Source organism: Streptomyces sp. NC-S4 (assembly GCF_054353315.1).
Genome location: NZ_CM135937.1, coordinates 2,996,223 through 3,012,769, shown reverse-complemented (window position 1 = coordinate 3,012,769; position 16,547 = coordinate 2,996,223). Strand labels below are relative to the sequence as shown.

Genomic DNA, 16,547 nt, shown 5'->3' with positions numbered 1-16,547 from the left:
AAGTGCTCGCACGCCCCTCGTGGCCACGATGTGTCGTACCCCACACTGAGGTGCGGTGCCCCCGCCCTCGGAGCCCTGGAGGTCGCCCCCGTGCAGACCCGGACCCTGACCGTGAACGTGAGCGAGTCCTCGGAGGCCAAGGCCGTGGACGAAGAGCCCGAGGTACTGGAGCTGATCGAGCCGGTGCCCGTGCCGCCCAGGCGAAGCGGCGGCGACAGCGGGGGCGGGGCGGGCCCGTCCGCCGACCTGTTCCGGCAGTACCTCCGCGAGATAGGCAGGATCCCGCTGCTCACCGCCGCCGAGGAGGTGGACCTCGCGCGACGCGTCGAAGCCGGCCTGTTCGCCGAGGAGAAGCTCGGCAACACCCCCGACCTCGACTCCCAGCTCGCCCTCGACCTCGACAAGCTCGTCGTCATGGGCCGGATGGCCAAACGCCGGCTCATCGAGTCGAACCTGCGGCTCGTCGTCTCCGTCGCCAAGCGGTACGTGGGCCGCGGACTCACCATGCTCGACCTCGTGCAGGAGGGGAACCTCGGGCTGATCCGGGCCGTCGAGAAGTTCGACTACGCCCGCGGGTACAAGTTCTCGACCTACGCCACCTGGTGGATCCGGCAGGCGATGTCACGGGCCCTCGCCGACCAGGCCCGGACCATCCGGGTACCCGTCCACGTGGTCGAACTGATCAACCGGGTCGTCCGCGTACAGCGCCGGATGCTCCAGGAACGCGGCTACGAGCCCACGGCCGAAGAGGTGGCCGTCCACCTGGAGCTGACCCCCGAGCGGGTGCTGGAAGTGCTGCGCCTCGCCCAGGAGCCGGTCTCCCTGCACGCCCCGGTGGGTGAGGAGGACGACGTCGCGCTCGGGGACCTCATCGAGGACGGCGACGCCGCCTCGCCCGTGGAGTCGGCCGCGTTCTTCCTGCTGCGCGAGCACCTGGAAGCCGTCCTGTCGACCCTCGGCGAGCGCGAGCGCAAGGTGGTACAGCTGCGGTACGGCCTCGCCGACGGGCGGCCCCGCACCCTGGAGGAGATCGGGCGGATCTTCGGAGTGACGCGCGAGCGGATCCGCCAGATCGAGTCCAAGACCCTCAACAAGCTGCGCGACCACGCCTTCGCCGACCAGCTCCGCGGCTACCTGGACTGACGGACCAACGGAAAGAGGGGGCGCCCCGCCAGGCGCCCCCACCCCGTCGCCACGGCCACGGCCACGGTTACGGCAACGGCTGCGCGGGCTCGTGCGGGTCGGACAGGCTCCGGCTCATCCAGACGTCGTCGACGTACGCCCCGTCCAGCAGGAACTCCTCGGGCAGTACGCCGACCACCGCGAAGCCGCATCGTCCGTAGAGCTGCCGCGCCGGACCGTTGTGGCCGAGGACGCGCAGATTCATCCGGCGGGCACCGCCGGCCCGCGCGGCCGCGCAGGCCGCCTCGACCAGGGCCTGGCCGACTCCGCCGCCGCGGGCGGATTCGAGGACCGCCAGTCCCTGGATGTGGCGGACGTGCCGATTGGTTTCGAGGGGACTCGCCGGGGCCTGGGCGACGTACCCGACGATCCTGCGCCCGCGTTCCGCGACGAGGAAGCTCTCCACGGGGTGCCGCTCGTCGAAGACGGCCGCGTCGGCCGGGCGCTCCGGGCCGGGCTCGCTCACGCGCGACCACGCCGAGCGGGCCAGTTCGAGTATCTCGCCTTCGTCCTCCGCCCGGGCAGGGCGGATCACCACGTCCGATGCCATGCCGTCATGCTAACGACGGAGCGGGGGCATCCGAGTACGTCCCGTACCCGGATGCCCCCGCTCCGCCGTGCGCCGGGCGGGCCGGCTAGTCGACCTCGGCCACCGCCTGCGCGAACTGCGCCGCGTACAGCCGCGCGTACGCGCCGCCCGAGGCCAGCAGCTCCTCGTGCGTGCCCTGTTCCACGATCGATCCGCTCTCCATCACCAGGATCACGTCGGCGTCCCGGATCGTGGAGAGCCGGTGGGCGATCACGAAGGACGTACGGCCCCGCGCGAGGCGTGCCATCGCCTTCTGGATCAGCACCTCGGTACGGGTGTCCACCGAGCTCGTCGCCTCGTCGAGCACCAGGATCACCGGCTCCGACAGGAACGCCCGGGCGATGGTGATCAGCTGCTTCTCGCCCGCGCTGACACCCGCGCCCTCGTCGTCCAGCACGGTGTCGTAGCCGTCCGGCAGGGTGCGGATGAACCGGTCCGCGTGGGCGGCCCGCGCCGCCGCCTCGATCTCGGCGCGCGTGACCTCGCGCGAAGCACCGTAGGCGATGTTCTCAGCGATGGTGCCGCCGAACAGCCAGGTGTCCTGCAGCACCATGCCGATGCCGTCGCGCAGTTCCTCGCGGGTCATCTTCGCGATGTCCACCCCGTCCAGGGCGATCTCCCCGCCCGTGACCTCGTAGAACCGCATCAGCAGATTGACCAGCGTGGTCTTGCCGGCGCCGGTCGGGCCGACGATCGCGACCGTGTGTCCCGGCTCGACCGTGAGCGAGAGGTTCTCGATCAGCGGCTTGTCCGGCTCGTAGCGGAAGGCCACCTTGTCGAAGGTGACCTGACCGCGCAGCTCCTGCGGACGCTCCGGAACCTCGGCGTCCGGCTCCTGCTCGGGCGCGTCCAGCAGCTCGTACACCCGCTCCGCCGAGGCGACACCGGACTGCACGAGGTTCGCCATCGAGGCGACCTGCGTCAGCGGCATCGAGAACTGCCGCGAGTACTGGATGAAGGCCTGCACGTCACCGATCGACAGCGTGCCGGAGGCGACCCGGAGCCCGCCGACGACGGCTATCAGCACGTAGTTGATGTTCGAGATGAAGAACATCACCGGCTGCATGATGCCGCTGACCAGCTGCGCCTTGAACGAGGCCCGGTACAGCGCCTCGTTCTGCTCGGCGAAGACGGCCGCGGACTCCCTCTGCCGGCCGAAGACCTTGACCAGGCTGTGGCCCGAGTACATCTCCTCGATGTGGGCGTTGAGCGCGCCGGTCGCCTTCCACTGCGCCACGAACTGCGGCTGCGACTTCTTGCCGATCTTCGCGGCGACGAAGACCGACAGCGGTACGGTCACCAGCGCGACCAGCGCCAGCAGCGGAGAGATCCAGAACATCATCACGAGCACGCCGACGATGGTCAGCAGCGAGTTCAGCAGCTGTCCCATCGTCTGCTGCAGCGTCTGGCCGATGTTGTCGATGTCGTTCGTGGCCCGGCTCAGCACCTCGCCGCGCTTCTGCTGGTCGAAGTACGACAGCGGCAGCCGCGACAGCTTCGCCTGGAGCTCCTCGCGCAGCCGGTAGACGGTGCCGTTCATGACGTGGTTCGACAGCCGCGTCGCGACCAGCATCAGCAGGCCGGCCAGGGTGAAGACCACCAGCGCCCAGATCGCGACGACGCCGACGGCGCCGAAGTCGATGCCCTGCCCCGGGGTGAAGTCGGTCCCGGCGAGCATGTCCGCCATACCGTCCTGGCCCTTGGCCCGCAGACCGTCCAGTGCCTGCTGCTTGGTGATCCCGGCCGGCATCTCGCGGCCGACGATCCCCGCGAACACCAGGTCGGTGGCCTCGCCCAGGATCTTCGGGCCCACCACCGCGCAGCCGACGCTGCCGACGACGGCCGCGACCATGCCCCAGATCTTGGCCCGGTCGTACGCGAGCTGGCGCAGCAGCCGCTTGCCCGAACCCTTGAAGTCCAGGGACCGCTGAGCCGGCCCCATCATCATCCGTCCTCCGGGCCCGCTCATGCGGCCTCCGCCTCCGTCAGCTGGGAGAGCACGATCTCCCGGTAGGTCTCGTTGCCGGCCATCAGCTCGTGGTGGCGTCCCTCGCCCACGACCTGACCCTCGTCCAGGACGATGATCCGATCGGCGTCGCGGATCGTGGAGACCCGCTGCGCGACGATGACGACGGTCGCGTCCTCGGTCTCGCGGGCGAGCGCCGCGCGCAGCGCCGCGTCCGTCGCGTAGTCCAGGGCCGAGAAGGAGTCGTCGAAGAGGTAGATCTCCGGGCGCTGCACGAGCGTGCGGGCGATGGCCAGACGCTGGCGCTGGCCGCCGGAGACATTGGTCCCGCCCTGGTTGACCGGCGCCTGAAGGCCACCCTCCAGTGCGGAGACGAACTCCTTGGCCTGGGCCACCTCCAGCGCCTGCCAGAGCTCTTCGTCGCTCGCGTCCGGGCGCCCGTAGCGCAGGTTGGAGGCGATGGTCCCGGAGAACAGGTACGGCTTCTGCGGCACCATGCCGACCGTCCTGGCCAGCAGGTCCGGGTCGAGCACGCGGACGTCCTCCCCGTCGACGAGGACCTCGCCGCCGGTCGCGTCGAACAGCCGCGGCACCAGGCCCAGCAGTGTGGACTTGCCGCTTCCGGTGGAGCCGATGACGGCCGTGGTCTCGCCGGGGCGGGCCACCAGGTCCACCCCGCGCAGCACCGGCGCCTCGGCGCCCGGGTAGCGGAAGTCGGCGCCGCGCAGCTCCAGGCGGCCGCGGCGGGCGAGCTCGCGCACCGGGTCCTTCGGCGGGACGACGCTGGACTCGGTGTCCAGGACCTCCTGGATGCGCTCCCCGCAGACCTCGGCGCGCGGCACCATCATGAACATGAAGGTGGCCATCATCACGGCCATGACGATCTGCATCAGATAGGCGAGGAAGGCCGTCAGCTGGCCGATCTCCATGCCGCCGCTGTCGACGCGCATCGCGCCGAACCAGATCACGGCGACGCTGGAGATGTTCACGACCACGATGACCGTGGGGAACATGAAGGCCAGGAGCTTGCCGGCGGCCAGCGAGACGCCGGTCAGGTCGGCGTTGGCCTCGCGGAAGCGGTCCTTCTCGTAGTCGTCGCGGACGAAGGCGCGGATCACCCGGTTGCCGGTGATCTGCTCCCGCAGCACCCGGTTCACGGTGTCCAGCCGCTCCTGCATCCGGCGGAACAGCGGCCGTGTCCTGAAGACGATCGCGCCGACCGAGATGCCGAGCACCGGGACGACGGCCAGCAGCACGCCCGACAGCTTCACGTCGAGCGAGAGCGCCATGGCGATACCGCCGACGCACATGATCGGTGCCGAGACCATCAGGGTGAAGGTCATCAGCACCAGCATCTGGACCTGCTGGACGTCGTTCGTCGTACGGGTGATCAGCGACGGGGCGCCGAACTGGCCCAGCTCCCGTGCCGAGAAGCTCTGCACCCGGTCGAAGATCGCGGCGCGGACGTCCCGGCCGAAGGCCGCGGCCGTGCGGGCGCCGTAATAGACGGCTCCGATGTTGCAGACGAGCTGGACGAGGGAGACACCGAGCATCAGCGCGCCGAAGCGCAGGATGTAGCCGGTGTCGCCGTTGACGACACCGTTGTCGATGATGTCGGCGTTGAGTGTGGGCAGGTAGAGGCTGGCGCTGGTCTGCAGCAGCTGCAGCAGGACCAGCACCGCGATGGGTTTACGGTACGCACCCAGATGGGTCCGCAGAAGTCGTATGAGCACGCGTAGGCTCCGGTCGGCATGATCGAGGGGTTCAACCCATCTTGGGCCAACCGGCCCTGTGATCCCCACCCGATTTCGCAAAGCCCGGTCAAAAGGACCGGCGCACCGCCGGGCCGTGGCTAGAACGCCCCGGGGTGGATCTGCTCCCGCGTCGCGATGTACTGCTGGCGCACCCCCTGCCACGCCGCGAACTCCTCGCCCGGCTCGAAGATCTGGGCCGCGGGAGCCGGCCAGACCGGCGGGGTGTGCGGGGCCAGGGTGCCCTGCGCCACACCGAGCGCCCAGGCCGCCTGGCGCGCCGCGCCCAGCGCCGCGTAGTCGGCCGGCGCCGGTACGACGACCTGCGTACCGAACAGCCCGGGGGCCGCGGCCTGCACGGCGGGCAGCTCGGCCGCCGCGCCCAGCAGGAACACCCGGCGGATCTCGACCCCGCGCGAGCGCAGCACGTCCAGCGCGTCCACCAGCCCGCACAGCATGCCCTCGAAGGCGGCCCGGGCCAGGTGCTCCGGCTTCATCGAGTCCCGGCGCAGCCCGGACAGGGTGCCGGCCGCGTGCGGCAGGTTCGGGGTCCGCTCACCCTCCAGGTACGGCAGGAGTACGAGGCCGTGCGCGCCCGGCGTCGACTTCAGCGCGAGCTCGGACAGCCCCTCCAGATCGGTGCCGAGCAGTTCGGCGGTGCCGCGCAGCGCCCGTACGGCATTGGAGGTGTTCACCACGGGCAGGTGCATGCCGCTGGCGTCGGCCAGCGAGGTGACCAGCCCGCCCGGCTCCGACACCGCCTCGTGGTGCACCGCCATCACCGAACCGGAGGCGCCGAGGGAGACCACCGCGTCGCCCGGGCCCAGCCCCAGCCCGAGCGCTGCGGCCATCGTCTCGCCGGTGCCCGCGGAGATCAGCAGCCCCTCGGGCGTGGTCCCGGCGGCATCGGCGGGGCCGAGCACCTCGGGCAGCAGCGCCCGGTGCCCGAGCGCCAGCTCGACCAGGTCGGGGCGCCAGGTCCCGCTGGCCGCCGACCAGTACCCGGTACCGGAGGCGCCGCCGCGGTCGGTGGTCCGCCGGACCGGGCGGCCGAGCAGCTGCCAGACGAGCCAGTCGTGCGGGGACATCAGCACGGCGATCCGGCGGGCGGCCTCGGGCTCGTTGCGGGCCAGCCAGGCCAGCTTCGCGACCGGCTGCGCCGAGTGCGGGACCGAGCCCACCGCCTCGACCCAGTTGTGCCGGCCGCCGAAGGCGTCGATGAGGTCGGCGGCGGCGACCTGGCCGCGCTTGTCGTTGCCGACGAGGGCGGGACGCACCAGGGCGCCCTGCGGGTCCAGCGGCAGGAGGCCGTGCTGCTGCGCGGAGACCCCTATGGCCTGGACCCCCTCGAGGAGCCCGCCGCCGGCGGCCTCGCCGAGCGAGAGGAGCCAGGCCTGCGGGTCGGTCTCGTGGGGATTCGCACCGTCCGGTTCACCCGTGGGCTGTGGATGGGGCGCGTACCCCTGGCGCAGCACGGCGCCGGTCTCGGTGTCACAGACGACGATGCGTGTGAACGTGGAAGAGCTGTCCAGCCCGGCGACTATCCCCATGCGGTGAATTCTGCCGCACGTGGGGCCGGAGTCGACCGGTCCGGAGCCCCCGGAACCACATGGATCCCGTGGGCCCCAGTACGCGGACCCGAGGTGCTCAGGTGTTGCTGGTGCCCCAGTCGTCCTCGGCGCCGCCGCCGGGCCGGCCGCGCAGCCCCCGTCCCCGCCCGCCGAGCGAGTCGGGGACGGCGTCGCCGACCTTCTGGCTCACCGCGGAGAAGGCCTTCCCGGCGAACTCGCGCCCGGTGTGGCCCGCGGTCTCGGCGGCGTTGCGCACCGCGGGGTTCTGGGCGAGCTGCCGGGCGGACTTCCGCATCTGCTCGTAGCGCTCGCGTCCGGCCCGGGTTCCGAGCACGTACCCGAGGGCCAGTCCGACCACGAACGTGACCTTGTACCGCATGCCTGTCACCCTTCGTCGTGTGGTGCCCGGCCCGCTGTCGATACCGATTGGCGGAGCACCCCCCTGCTTGCGCTAATCTATGACTCGCAACGGGCACTCGCCCCCCGGCAACGCCGGAGGTGGGCTGTTCGATGCACCGCAGCAATCCCCTGTAGCTCAATTGGCAGAGCAGCCGGCTGTTAACCGGCAGGTTACTGGTTCGAGTCCAGTCGGGGGAGCGCGGTCCCCTGTAGCTCAATTGGCAGAGCATTCGGCTGTTAACCGGAGGGTTGCTGGTTCGAGTCCAGCCGGGGGAGCAAGGAAGAGGAAGAGGACCCCGAGGGGTCCTCTTCTTTTCTTTGTCGCCCCGTTCGGGAACCGGACAGCCCTCAGCGCGGTCTCACTGGGCAGGCGAAGCCGATCATGCGAGGCATCCGAGGCAGGAGATCGTATGAGCGGCTATGCTGCGGCAGACGGCGCGCACACGTGTACGCGCCACGCCGTGAAGGGGCGGTAGCTCAGCCGGTTAGAGCAGCGGACTCATAATCCGTCGGCCGTGGGTTCGAGTCCCACCCGCCCCACTGCGAGCCGCAGGTGCAGAAACGATCGCACCTGCGGCTTCGGTGTTTCCGGCGCCGTCGTGCCCGTCGGGCGAGCCGAGCTCAAGCCCTTGACCGGGCACGACCCGGGAACGCGCGGCCGCCGTCCCGGGTCGGCGGAGGGTACCAGTGGCGCCTGCCCGTGCCGCCGGCCGCGCACCCGCACCCTCCCAGCCGCCGGCGCTCCCCTTCGGGCAGGTACCGCCTCTACGGCTCGGCCGGCGGCAGCGGCGGCCTGCGCGACGACACCCCTGTGGGGAACCAGGAGACCCGTCCCGCCCGTGCTCGCCAGTTGCGGGAAACCGAGAGGAACCACATCGGATTTCGGTAGCGTGACGACCAGGCCTGGACCGGGCGCCCGTGGAGGGGTGGCGTTCCGAGGGGTGCCACTGGTGCCCGCGGGCCGGCCGGGTACGTACGTGCGCACCCGGGGTGCGAGGGGGGCGGTACGTCGGTGGGCAATATCAAGGAACGACTCGACGCGGTGCTGGGCAGGCGGCGGGAACACCTTCCCGTGGTCGACGAACAGATCGATCGGTGGCGCCGAGTCCGTGAGCTGGTCGTGGAACTGGGTGATGCGACTGCCGGTGCGCGCCTGGCCGACCCGCAGGACCCCGTCCATGCCGTCCTGGACTCACTGGACACGGTGGCGATGGAACGAGCGGCACAGGAGTGCCTGGACGTTCTCGCCACGGTCCGCAGCAGGGTGAGCCGGAGCACCGTCAACATCGGGGTGAGCGGTCGTGCCCGCAACGGCAAGAGCACGTTGCTGCAGTCGTTGTCCGGGCTCGACGATCGGCAGATACCGAGCGGGCGCGGCCAGCCGGTAACGGCCGTCCGCAGCCGGATCTACCACTCCGCCATCGACCGTGGCGCACGGTTGACGATGCACACCGAAACCTCGTTCATCCGCGATGTGATCGCTCCGTACCACGCCGAGCTCGAACTTCAGCCGACGCCGGGCAACCTCCCGGAGTTCGCGAGCTACGTCTATCCGCGCGTGGCCGACGGCGCGAGCGGGCCCGACCAGCCCCGGCTGGCGCCGATCCTGGCACGGGTGCGGGAGGCGCAGGAGGCCCTCGGCTCGTACCGACGGTGCCTCACCGGCGAGGTGCGCACCGTGGACCTCTCGGACATCAGGGAGTGGGTGGCCTATCCCGACTCGGGCCCGGCGCCGGTGAAGCGGCCGTACCTGGCGGTCAGGGACGCAGCGATCACTTGTCCCTTCCCCCTCGAGGACGTGACCGCGCTGGGGCTCGTGGACATGCCCGGCCTGGGCGAACTGGTGCCGGGCGCGGAGGCCCACCACCTGGACGGCCTGCGCAACGACGTGGACTTCGTCATCGTCGTCAAGAGGCCCACGGACACCAACTCCATGTGGGCGGAGGAGGACGCCCGCGCCCTGCAGCTGATCGGCAGCGTCTGCACCGTGGCCGACGTGCGGGACTTCACCCTGGTCCTGGTCAACACGGGCGACTGCCTCCCCGAGAACATCAGGGCCCTCGAGGGTGACCTGCGTGAACGGCTCAACGGCCCCGACGCCGAGCGGGGCTACTGGGTGATCCTCGCCGACGGCGCCGACCGTGACACCGTGCGCGACCATGTGCTCCAGCCGGTCCTCGAACACCTGGCGACCGCCCTACCGCGCATGGACGACGCGGTCATCGAGGACGCGGTCGGGGTCTGCCGCGACCGCAGGGACCACATCGAGGCGCAACTGTCCGCCTGGTCCACCGCGCTCCGCACCGTGGAGGTGCCCACGTCCACGGAGCAAACGATCGCCCGCGCCGAGGAACTGCGCGAGGAAGTGGCCGCCTCCGTCCAAGCATGGGTCGACACCCTGCGCGTGCGGGCCGAGGAGGACTACGAGGACACCGAGTTCCTGGAGCGCGTCGCAGAGGTCCACCAGAACGTCCGGGCCTGGGTGCTCAGCGGGTTCGGCGAGGGCCCGGAGGCATGGCGGCAGCGGGCACTGAACCGCTTCCGCGTGGACCGGGCGTCACTGCCCTTCGCCTCCGCGGAGCTCAACCGGGTGCGAGTGGAGATGGCGCGCCGCTTCTCCGCCGTGGACGACCTCCTCATGCGGCGCCGGGACGAGTACTGGGCGGGCCTGGTCGCCGCGCTCGGCCCCAGGCTGGCCTCGGTGGTCGACGACGCGGCCGGCCCCGCGGCCCTCGGCCGGCCCCAGGACGTCCTGTCGGCCCTGGCCAGTGCCCTGCGGGAGGCTCCCGATCCGTGCCCGGTCCTGTCCGAGACGCTCGACTTCGCGCTGGACGTACGACTCGACTACCGCACCCGTGTACTGCCCCGGCTGCGCCGTGCCCTCGGCGTGCTGCTCCCGGAGCCGGACGATCCATCCCGCGAGAACGGCCCCACGACCCTGCTCGCCGTGCCGCGAACGGCCGAAGGCGCCGAGCTCCTGCTGGAACGCGTCACCCAGTTGGCCCGGCAGGCCGCGTACGACGCCCAGGCGGTCCTGGCGAAGGAGCCGGAGACGGCAGCCCTGGCCCTGTTCGCCTACGGCGAGCAGTTCGAGGACGCCTTCGTGCGGTCGAAGTCCTCCCAGGCGGAGTTCAGGCGCCTGGTGGGCGGGTTGCAGGACCGCATGTGGCCTGGGGACGACAAGGGACAACAGGCGGCGACAGCGCGGGTGCGCCGCATCCGGGGCACGGTCGCGGCGCTGAGCAATCTGATCAACGACGCGGATCCGCGTCGCACAGCGCCAGAGAGGAACGGGCATTGACGCTGTCGTTCAAGGCGTCGATGGTGGGTCCGTCCAGGGTCGGCAAGACGACCCTGCTCACCGCCATCCTGGCCGAAACCGAGACCATGTTGGCAGGCAGCGGCATCAGCCTCGTCATGGACGAGGCGACCGAAATGCGGGTCCGCAAGAACCGCAAGGACCTGCGACGAGCCGTCGAGGCACGCGAGTTCGACGCCGCCTCGCTCGGCGGCAGCCAGTCGATGGCCTTCTACGACGTGGGCCTGCAGGCTGTCGGGGACAGCGCGGCGGGCATCCCGTTCAGCGTCCTCGACTACCCGGGCGGATGGCTCGACCCGGCCACGCGCGCCCGCTCGCCACAGGCCAAGGAGAACTGGGCCGTGTGTGAGGCGCACATCGCCGAAAGCCTCATGCTGTTGGTCCCGGTGGAGGCGGCCGTCCTGATGGAGGCGGTGACCCCGGCGCAGCGCCGGGCGGTGGCCGACCTGCTCGGCTTCGAGGACGTACAGGCGATGGCGCGCAAATGGGCCGGCGCGCGCAACCTGCCCGAACACCGCGACGAGCCGGCCGTACTGGTGCTCGCTCCGTTGAAGTGCGAGAAGTACTTCGACGACAACGGAGGCAAGGGCCGGGAGGGAGCACGGCTGCGGCAGCTGGTGCGGGAGAAGTACAGGACGATCCTCGCGGCGGTGCACGAGGAGGCGAAGGACCGCAGCGTGCGGGTGATCTACGCCCCCATCGACACCTACGGATGCGTGGACCTGATGGAAGGGGAATGGATCGAGACGGTCGACGCCGACGGCGATCCCACCCTGGACTTCCGGGGTCACTACCGGTTCCGGGAGATTCCCCCCGAAGTACGGCCCAAGGCTGCCGGCACCGTGATGCAGGAGCTGTGCCGGTGCGTCGTGTCCGGACAGAACGCCGCGGAACGGCGGCGGGCCGCCGCCGCGCTGGCCACGTACCAGACGGCTCTTGAGCGCAAGTCGGAACGCAAGGGGTTCTGGGGGGCACTGGACTACTACGTCTTCGGCGAGGCGCTGGACAACAGGAACGCGCGGCTGGGCAGCCGGCAGGTCATGGCGTCGGCCGCGCGGCGCCAGGAGCAGCTGAAGGCCGTGATGGAACGGATCGCCAGGGAACCCGCCGACGAGCGAGTGGAGGAATGGTGACCGGCCGGATGCGCGCCTATCTGATGACCCGGGGCACCCTGCGGAGCCAGGACTACGCCTTCCTCGGTGAAGCCCCGTCCGACCAGTGGTGGGACGCGGTCACCCCCTGGGTGTTCCTGGAGAGCGAGGAACTCATCGTCCGGAGGCGCGCGGGAGGCGGCACGGGCCTCGTGATCAGTGGCATCCCCTCCCGGCGCACCGATGTGCTCGGCACCCGGGTCCGGCACACGGTGGTGGTGGACGGCGTGCACCACGACCAGCGGCTCGCTCTGTGGCTGGTGCGGTGCGGACTGGACGACGGAGAGCGAAGGCGGCTGGGGGAGGCCTTGGACGGGGCCTTCGACGGCGATTTCGTCGACGCCCTCATGTCCGGCGGGGATGACGACATCGGGATCCGGCTGCTCGACACGCTCCGGCGAGCGGCCGAGGGCGCCGGCGAGGAGGGAACGGCCAAGGACGTCACGGGATCGTGGGCCGGCGCCGTCCACGACGAGACGGCGACCAGGGCCTTCCTGGCGCGCGTCAGGCGCCTGCTGGAAGGTGACGCAACCGGGTACGCCCTCACGACGCACGCCCTGAGCAGCCGCGACGGCGTGGAGCGACTGGCCGCCACCGTGCTGGACGAGGTCGCCGTCCTGCTCCACGACAGCAACCTGCGGGGAGTCGAATGGCTGGGAAAAGCATCCGTCCCGGCACCGCGCCGGGACAGGGCCATCGGGGACAGGAGGGCTCGCGCGGTGGTGCTGGCCCTGACAGGGGTGGCGATGGCCCTAGGGGTCTGGTGGCTGATCCGGCAACTCTGAGGGAGTCGCTGGCGGCCGCGCTCAGAGGGGAGCAGGGCAGCTACACATTGGCGTTCTCCCTTTCGGGGCGGCAGGCGACGAAACGGCGGTACGACCTCGACGTCGGCATTCACCTGCCCTTGGTCACGGGCTTCGTCCACCGGGACCGCGGGGTGAGGGCCCCTATCGATGGGCTCGTCATCCTGCTCGATCGGCACAAGAACTCACAGCAGGGCGCAGGGTGGCACAAAGGGGAATTCCTATTCACCCTGTCGAACAAGCCTGAGGAATTCTGCGTCGAGTTCGACCTGTCCTTCTCCAGCGGGTTGGGTGACTTCCTCACATCAATCCGGGAAGGTTTCAGTTCGCACGAATCCGACGACCTGTGCCGACGCCTCGCCCGCCTCCTCCTGCGCGCCCCGGAGCAACTCGAACAGGCGAGCCGTCTGTGTGACCTGTTGGCCGAGGCGCAAGCCCCTGCCGACCGATTGGCGTACGCCGAGGCTCTGTGGGCCCACGCCCGGCTGCTCCTCCTCACCGGCCAGGACGGGGCGGGAGCCGAACGCGCGGTTGAGGGGGCGGAGCAGGCCGTGCGATCGGGTCGGGCGCTCGGCCACCGTATCTCCCGGTCCGGTGAGGTCCTCACGTCCGCCCTGAATCGGTTCCACCAGACGGAAGCCGCGAGGCGGGTCGAAAACAGCCTGCGGGAAGCCTGATCGAGGAGGAGTCCATTCGGGCCTTCGATTCCTCCCGCCCCGAGCTACGCGGCCACGACCTCCTCGCACCGAGGCCGCAGGTGCGGAAACGATCGCACCTGCGGCCACGGCGCATTCAGACGCCGGGCATGGGTCAGAAGTCCTCCGTCTCGTCCGTGAGGTGGCGCAGGACGTCCGAGAGGTCCTGGCGGCGGGCGAACGCCACCCGTTGGCGGTGGGCGCCCGAACCGTCGCGCAGGAGCGTCGCCAGGGTCTTGGCGGCGTGGTCGAGGTCGCCCGCGGCGGCCAGCTCCGGGGCGACCAGGTCCAGCAGGGCCTCCGCGAGGTCCGCCGCGGGGAGTTCCGTCCCCGAGTACGGGTCGAGGCCGAAGCCCTCCAGGCCGTCGTGGGCAGCACGCCAGCGCGCGAGGCGCAGTACGTCGTCCCGTACGGCCGGCTCCGGGCGGCGCTCCGCGATCTCGCGCAGCGCCGTGGAGACCAGGGCGCGGGCCAGTTCGGCCTGCAGCACGGCCGAGTCGATGTCCGGGGACATGTCGGGCGCCCGGATCTCGAGCGTCGGCCAGTGTCCGGAGGGGCGGAGGTCCCAGTAGACCATCTTGGTGTCCAGGGCCGCCCCGGAGCCGAGCAGGGTCTGCACCGAGCGCCGGAAGTGCGCCGTGGACGTGAAGTGCGGGGGCAGGCCCGCCGAGGGCCAGCCGGACCAGGCCATCGCCCGCCAGCTGGCATGGCCGGTGTCACGGCCGCCCCAGAACGGCGAGTTGGCGGCCAGCGCGATCAGCGTGGGCAGCCAGGGTCTGATCCGGTTGGACACCGCCACCGCCGTGTCCACGTCGAGGGTGCCGATGTGGACGTGGCGGCCGCAGCTGACCAGCGTGTCGGTGAGCGCGCCGAAGCGGCGGTGCTGCTCGCGCTGGCGCGGCAGGTCGTCGGTCAGGTGCAGCGGGCCCTCCACGGCCACGACCGGCGAGGGCGCGGCCAGCAGCCGGCAGCCGTGGGCCCGGGCCGCCCGGCCGAGGGTGCGCCGCAGCTCGGCGAGCTCGGCGCGCAGCGAGGCCGCGGAGTCGGCGATCGGGGTGGATATCTCCACCTGGTAGCGGGTGCCCTCGGGGTGCATCTCGCCGGGCAGCCCGCCGGCCGTCGCCAGGACCTGCGGGGCGGCGGGAACCACCCGCAGGCTGCGGGCGTCGACGAGCAGGAACTCCTCCTCGACGCCGACGGTGAGGGGCACGGTGGGGTGCACCGTGTTCTGCGTCGTGCCGGTGCTCGTGGTGCTGTTGCCAGGTTCGATCACTACGCCTCCCTGGACATACGAGTCTTTTCATCATGAGCTGAACGAGAGGTGAGGAGCGCACGTCGATTCAGTCAAATGTGCGGTGATAGTGGCGAGTTAGCGGCAAGGGCCCGCCCGCTCCGGGAGCCCGGAGCAGGGTGGGACGACTGTTGCCGGTGTGCGGAGCGGCCGAAATTCCAGGAGGGCGCCGGACGGCCGGTGGTTATCATCCGCTGTGACCCCGACGACCGCCCCACCCCGGCTCTGGCAGCGCATATTCGCCGACCTCACCCCGCTGAGCGCATCCGCGGACTACCGGCGGCTGTGGTTCGGCGGAACCATCTCGTGGGTCGGCCAGGCGATGACCACCCTCGCGATCTCGCTCCAGGTCTACGACATCACCCGGTCCAGCTTCTCCGTCGGGCTCGTCGGCCTCTTCTCCCTCGTCCCGCTCGTCGTCTTCGGCCTCTACGGCGGCGCGATCGCCGACACCGTGGACCGGCGCAAACTCGGCCTCTACAGCTCGATGGGCGCCGCCGCGCTGTCGGTCGTGCTCGCCGGAGCCGCACTGCTCGACTTCCACCGCGTCTGGTTCCTGTACGCCGTCGTCGCACTCCAGGCGGTCTGCGGGGCGCTCACCGGACCGGCGCGGTCCGCCATGATCCCGAGGCTGCTGCCGCCCGAACAGCTGCCTGCCGCCAATGCCCTGAACTCGATGACCATGACCTTCGGGTCGATGGTCGGCCCGGCCCTGGGCGGGATCATCGTCACCGTCGCGGGCTACGGCACGGCCTACCTGATCGACGTCGTCACCTTCGGCGCCGCGCTCTACGCGATGTGGAAGCTGCCGCCGATGAAGCCCGACCGGGCCGAGGGCGCCCGGGGCAGGGCCTCCGTGCTCGACGGGCTGCGCTTCCTCGGCACCCGGCCGAACATCCGGATGACCTTCTTCTCCGACCTGGCCGCCATGGTGCTCGCCCAGCCCAAGGCGCTGTTCCCGGCCATTGCCGTGCTCTGGTACGGCGGCGGCCCCGGGACGGTCGGCCTGCTGGTCGCCGCGCTGGCCGCCGGCGCACTGCTCGGCGGGCTGTTCTCCGGCTGGCAGGGGCGCATCCGCCGGCACGGGCTGGCGATCCTGCTGGCCGTCGCCGGCTGGGGGTTGGCCGTCGCGGCGTTCGGGCTCACCCGGAACCTGTGGCTCGGCATGTTCTTCCTGGCCCTGGCCGGGTACGCGGACACCGCCTCGATGGTGTTCCGCACGACCATGCTCCAGGCCGCCACCCCCGACGACATGCGGGGCCGCCTGCAGGGCGTCTTCATCATCGTCGTGGCGGGCGGGCCCCGGCTCGGTGACTTCCTCGCCGGGACCACGGCCGACCTGATCTCCCCGACCGCGGCCGTCACGGGCGGCGGGCTGGCCTGCGTACTGGTGCTGGGTCTGCTCGCGCTGCGGTGGCGCAACTTCGCCCGGTACGACGCCCGGTCCCCGCAGGCCTGACGGCCTACGCGTCCACCGGCTCGCGGGTGCGGTCGCCGCCCTCGGCACCGGTGTTGCGGGTGCCGGCCGGCTCGAAGAGCAGGATCTGCGCCTCCTCCTCCGCCGCCGGGCAGTGTTCGACCCCGCGCGGGACCACGTACATCTCGCCGGGGCCCAGGACCACGTCCCCGTCGCGCAGGCGGATCGTCAGGGTGCCCCCGACCACCAGGAAGAGCTCGTCGGTGTCCTCGTGGGTGTGCCAGATGAACTCCCCCTGGAGCCTGGCGGCCTTGACCTCGTAGTCGTTGACGCGGGCGATGCGCCGCGGCGCCCACTGCTCGGTGAAACCGGCCAGTTTCTCGGCGATGTTGACCTTGTGTGTCGTCATGCGG

At 71.1% G+C, this 16,547-nt stretch carries 13 protein-coding genes and 3 tRNA genes; 9 read left to right on the top strand and 7 right to left on the bottom strand.

The genetic code is table 11. The annotated features are described in order from the left end of the window. Positions 1-30: 30 nt before the first annotated feature. Complete coding sequence (locus tag ACXNSR_RS13175; protein WP_458642241.1) at positions 31-1,143, top strand: RNA polymerase sigma factor; 1,113 nt, start codon at positions 31-33, stop codon at positions 1,141-1,143. 67 nt (positions 1,144-1,210) lie between these two features. Here ACXNSR_RS13175 and ACXNSR_RS13170 read toward each other — a convergent pair whose 3' ends face one another. The 5 genes from ACXNSR_RS13170 to ACXNSR_RS13150 form a co-directional block, all read right to left on the bottom strand. After that, the gene (locus ACXNSR_RS13170) at positions 1,211-1,732 is read right to left on the bottom strand and encodes an N-acetyltransferase family protein (protein ID WP_458642240.1); all 522 of its coding nucleotides are present in this window, start codon (positions 1,730-1,732) and stop codon (positions 1,211-1,213) included. An 85-nt stretch (positions 1,733-1,817) separates the two neighbouring features. Continuing rightward, positions 1,818-3,740, bottom strand: a complete 1,923-nt coding sequence (locus tag ACXNSR_RS13165) for an ABC transporter ATP-binding protein (RefSeq protein WP_458642239.1) — start codon at positions 3,738-3,740, stop codon at positions 1,818-1,820. After that, the gene (locus ACXNSR_RS13160; RefSeq protein ID WP_458642238.1) at positions 3,737-5,470 is read right to left on the bottom strand and encodes an ABC transporter ATP-binding protein; all 1,734 of its coding nucleotides are present in this window, start codon (positions 5,468-5,470) and stop codon (positions 3,737-3,739) included. Before ACXNSR_RS13160 ends, ACXNSR_RS13165 begins: the two co-directional genes overlap by 4 nt. 119 nt (positions 5,471-5,589) lie before the next feature. Continuing rightward, positions 5,590-7,038, bottom strand: coding sequence for an FGGY family carbohydrate kinase (locus ACXNSR_RS13155; RefSeq protein WP_458642237.1), 1,449 nt, complete (start codon positions 7,036-7,038; stop codon positions 5,590-5,592). 97 nt (positions 7,039-7,135) lie between these two features. After that, on the bottom strand, positions 7,136-7,438 hold the full coding sequence (locus ACXNSR_RS13150) for a YtxH domain-containing protein (RefSeq protein WP_458642236.1): 303 nt from the start codon (positions 7,436-7,438) through the stop codon (positions 7,136-7,138). A gap of 145 nt (positions 7,439-7,583) precedes the next feature. On the opposite strand from ACXNSR_RS13150, the gene ACXNSR_RS13145 reads away from it, so the two are divergent. From ACXNSR_RS13145 to ACXNSR_RS13115, 7 genes are all read left to right on the top strand, one after another. Continuing rightward, positions 7,584-7,656, top strand: a tRNA-Asn gene (locus ACXNSR_RS13145). A gap of 5 nt (positions 7,657-7,661) precedes the next feature. Beyond that, positions 7,662-7,734 (top strand) — tRNA-Asn (locus tag ACXNSR_RS13140). 190 nt (positions 7,735-7,924) lie between these two features. Then, positions 7,925-7,998 (top strand) — tRNA-Ile (locus ACXNSR_RS13135). Between the two features lie 472 nt (positions 7,999-8,470). After that, positions 8,471-10,759: a hypothetical protein gene (locus ACXNSR_RS13130; RefSeq protein WP_458642235.1), complete on the top strand. Its 2,289-nt coding sequence runs from the start codon at positions 8,471-8,473 to the stop codon at positions 10,757-10,759. Beyond that, positions 10,756-11,910, top strand: a complete 1,155-nt coding sequence (locus tag ACXNSR_RS13125) for a hypothetical protein (RefSeq protein WP_458642234.1) — start codon at positions 10,756-10,758, stop codon at positions 11,908-11,910. The genes ACXNSR_RS13130 and ACXNSR_RS13125 overlap by 4 nt, the downstream gene beginning before the upstream one ends. Before the next feature lie 8 nt (positions 11,911-11,918). After that, the gene (locus ACXNSR_RS13120; protein WP_458642233.1) at positions 11,919-12,713 is read left to right on the top strand and encodes a hypothetical protein; all 795 of its coding nucleotides are present in this window, start codon (positions 11,919-11,921) and stop codon (positions 12,711-12,713) included. After that, positions 12,692-13,408, top strand: a complete 717-nt coding sequence (locus ACXNSR_RS13115; RefSeq protein ID WP_458642232.1) for a hypothetical protein — start codon at positions 12,692-12,694, stop codon at positions 13,406-13,408. Before ACXNSR_RS13120 ends, ACXNSR_RS13115 begins: the two co-directional genes overlap by 22 nt. Positions 13,409-13,541: 133 nt before the next feature. Here ACXNSR_RS13115 and ACXNSR_RS13110 read toward each other — a convergent pair whose 3' ends face one another. After that, the gene (locus ACXNSR_RS13110; protein WP_458642231.1) at positions 13,542-14,699 is read right to left on the bottom strand and encodes a carboxylate-amine ligase; all 1,158 of its coding nucleotides are present in this window, start codon (positions 14,697-14,699) and stop codon (positions 13,542-13,544) included. Positions 14,700-14,913: 214 nt separating this feature from the next. Here ACXNSR_RS13110 and ACXNSR_RS13105 point away from each other — a divergent pair, with 214 nt between their 5' ends. Further along, a complete protein-coding gene (locus ACXNSR_RS13105; RefSeq protein ID WP_458642230.1) occupies positions 14,914-16,176 on the top strand; it encodes an MFS transporter in 1,263 nt (420 codons plus the stop codon). Between the two features lie 4 nt (positions 16,177-16,180). Here ACXNSR_RS13105 and ACXNSR_RS13100 read toward each other — a convergent pair whose 3' ends face one another. After that, positions 16,181-16,543, bottom strand: a complete 363-nt coding sequence (locus tag ACXNSR_RS13100; RefSeq protein ID WP_458642229.1) for a cupin domain-containing protein — start codon at positions 16,541-16,543, stop codon at positions 16,181-16,183. Positions 16,544-16,547: the final 4 nt, after the last annotated feature.

Coding starts and splice junctions, on each gene's coding strand:
- ACXNSR_RS13170 (WP_458642240.1), bottom strand. CDS start 1,732: ATGGCATCGGACGTGGTGATCCGCCCTGCCCGGGCGGAGGACGAAGGC.
- ACXNSR_RS13165 (WP_458642239.1), bottom strand. CDS start 3,740: ATGAGCGGGCCCGGAGGACGGATGATGATGGGGCCGGCTCAGCGGTCC.
- ACXNSR_RS13155 (WP_458642237.1), bottom strand. CDS start 7,038: ATGGGGATAGTCGCCGGGCTGGACAGCTCTTCCACGTTCACACGCATC.
- ACXNSR_RS13150 (WP_458642236.1), bottom strand. CDS start 7,438: ATGCGGTACAAGGTCACGTTCGTGGTCGGACTGGCCCTCGGGTACGTG.
- ACXNSR_RS13120 (WP_458642233.1), top strand. CDS start 11,919: ATGCGCGCCTATCTGATGACCCGGGGCACCCTGCGGAGCCAGGACTAC.
- ACXNSR_RS13100 (WP_458642229.1), bottom strand. CDS start 16,543: ATGACGACACACAAGGTCAACATCGCCGAGAAACTGGCCGGTTTCACC.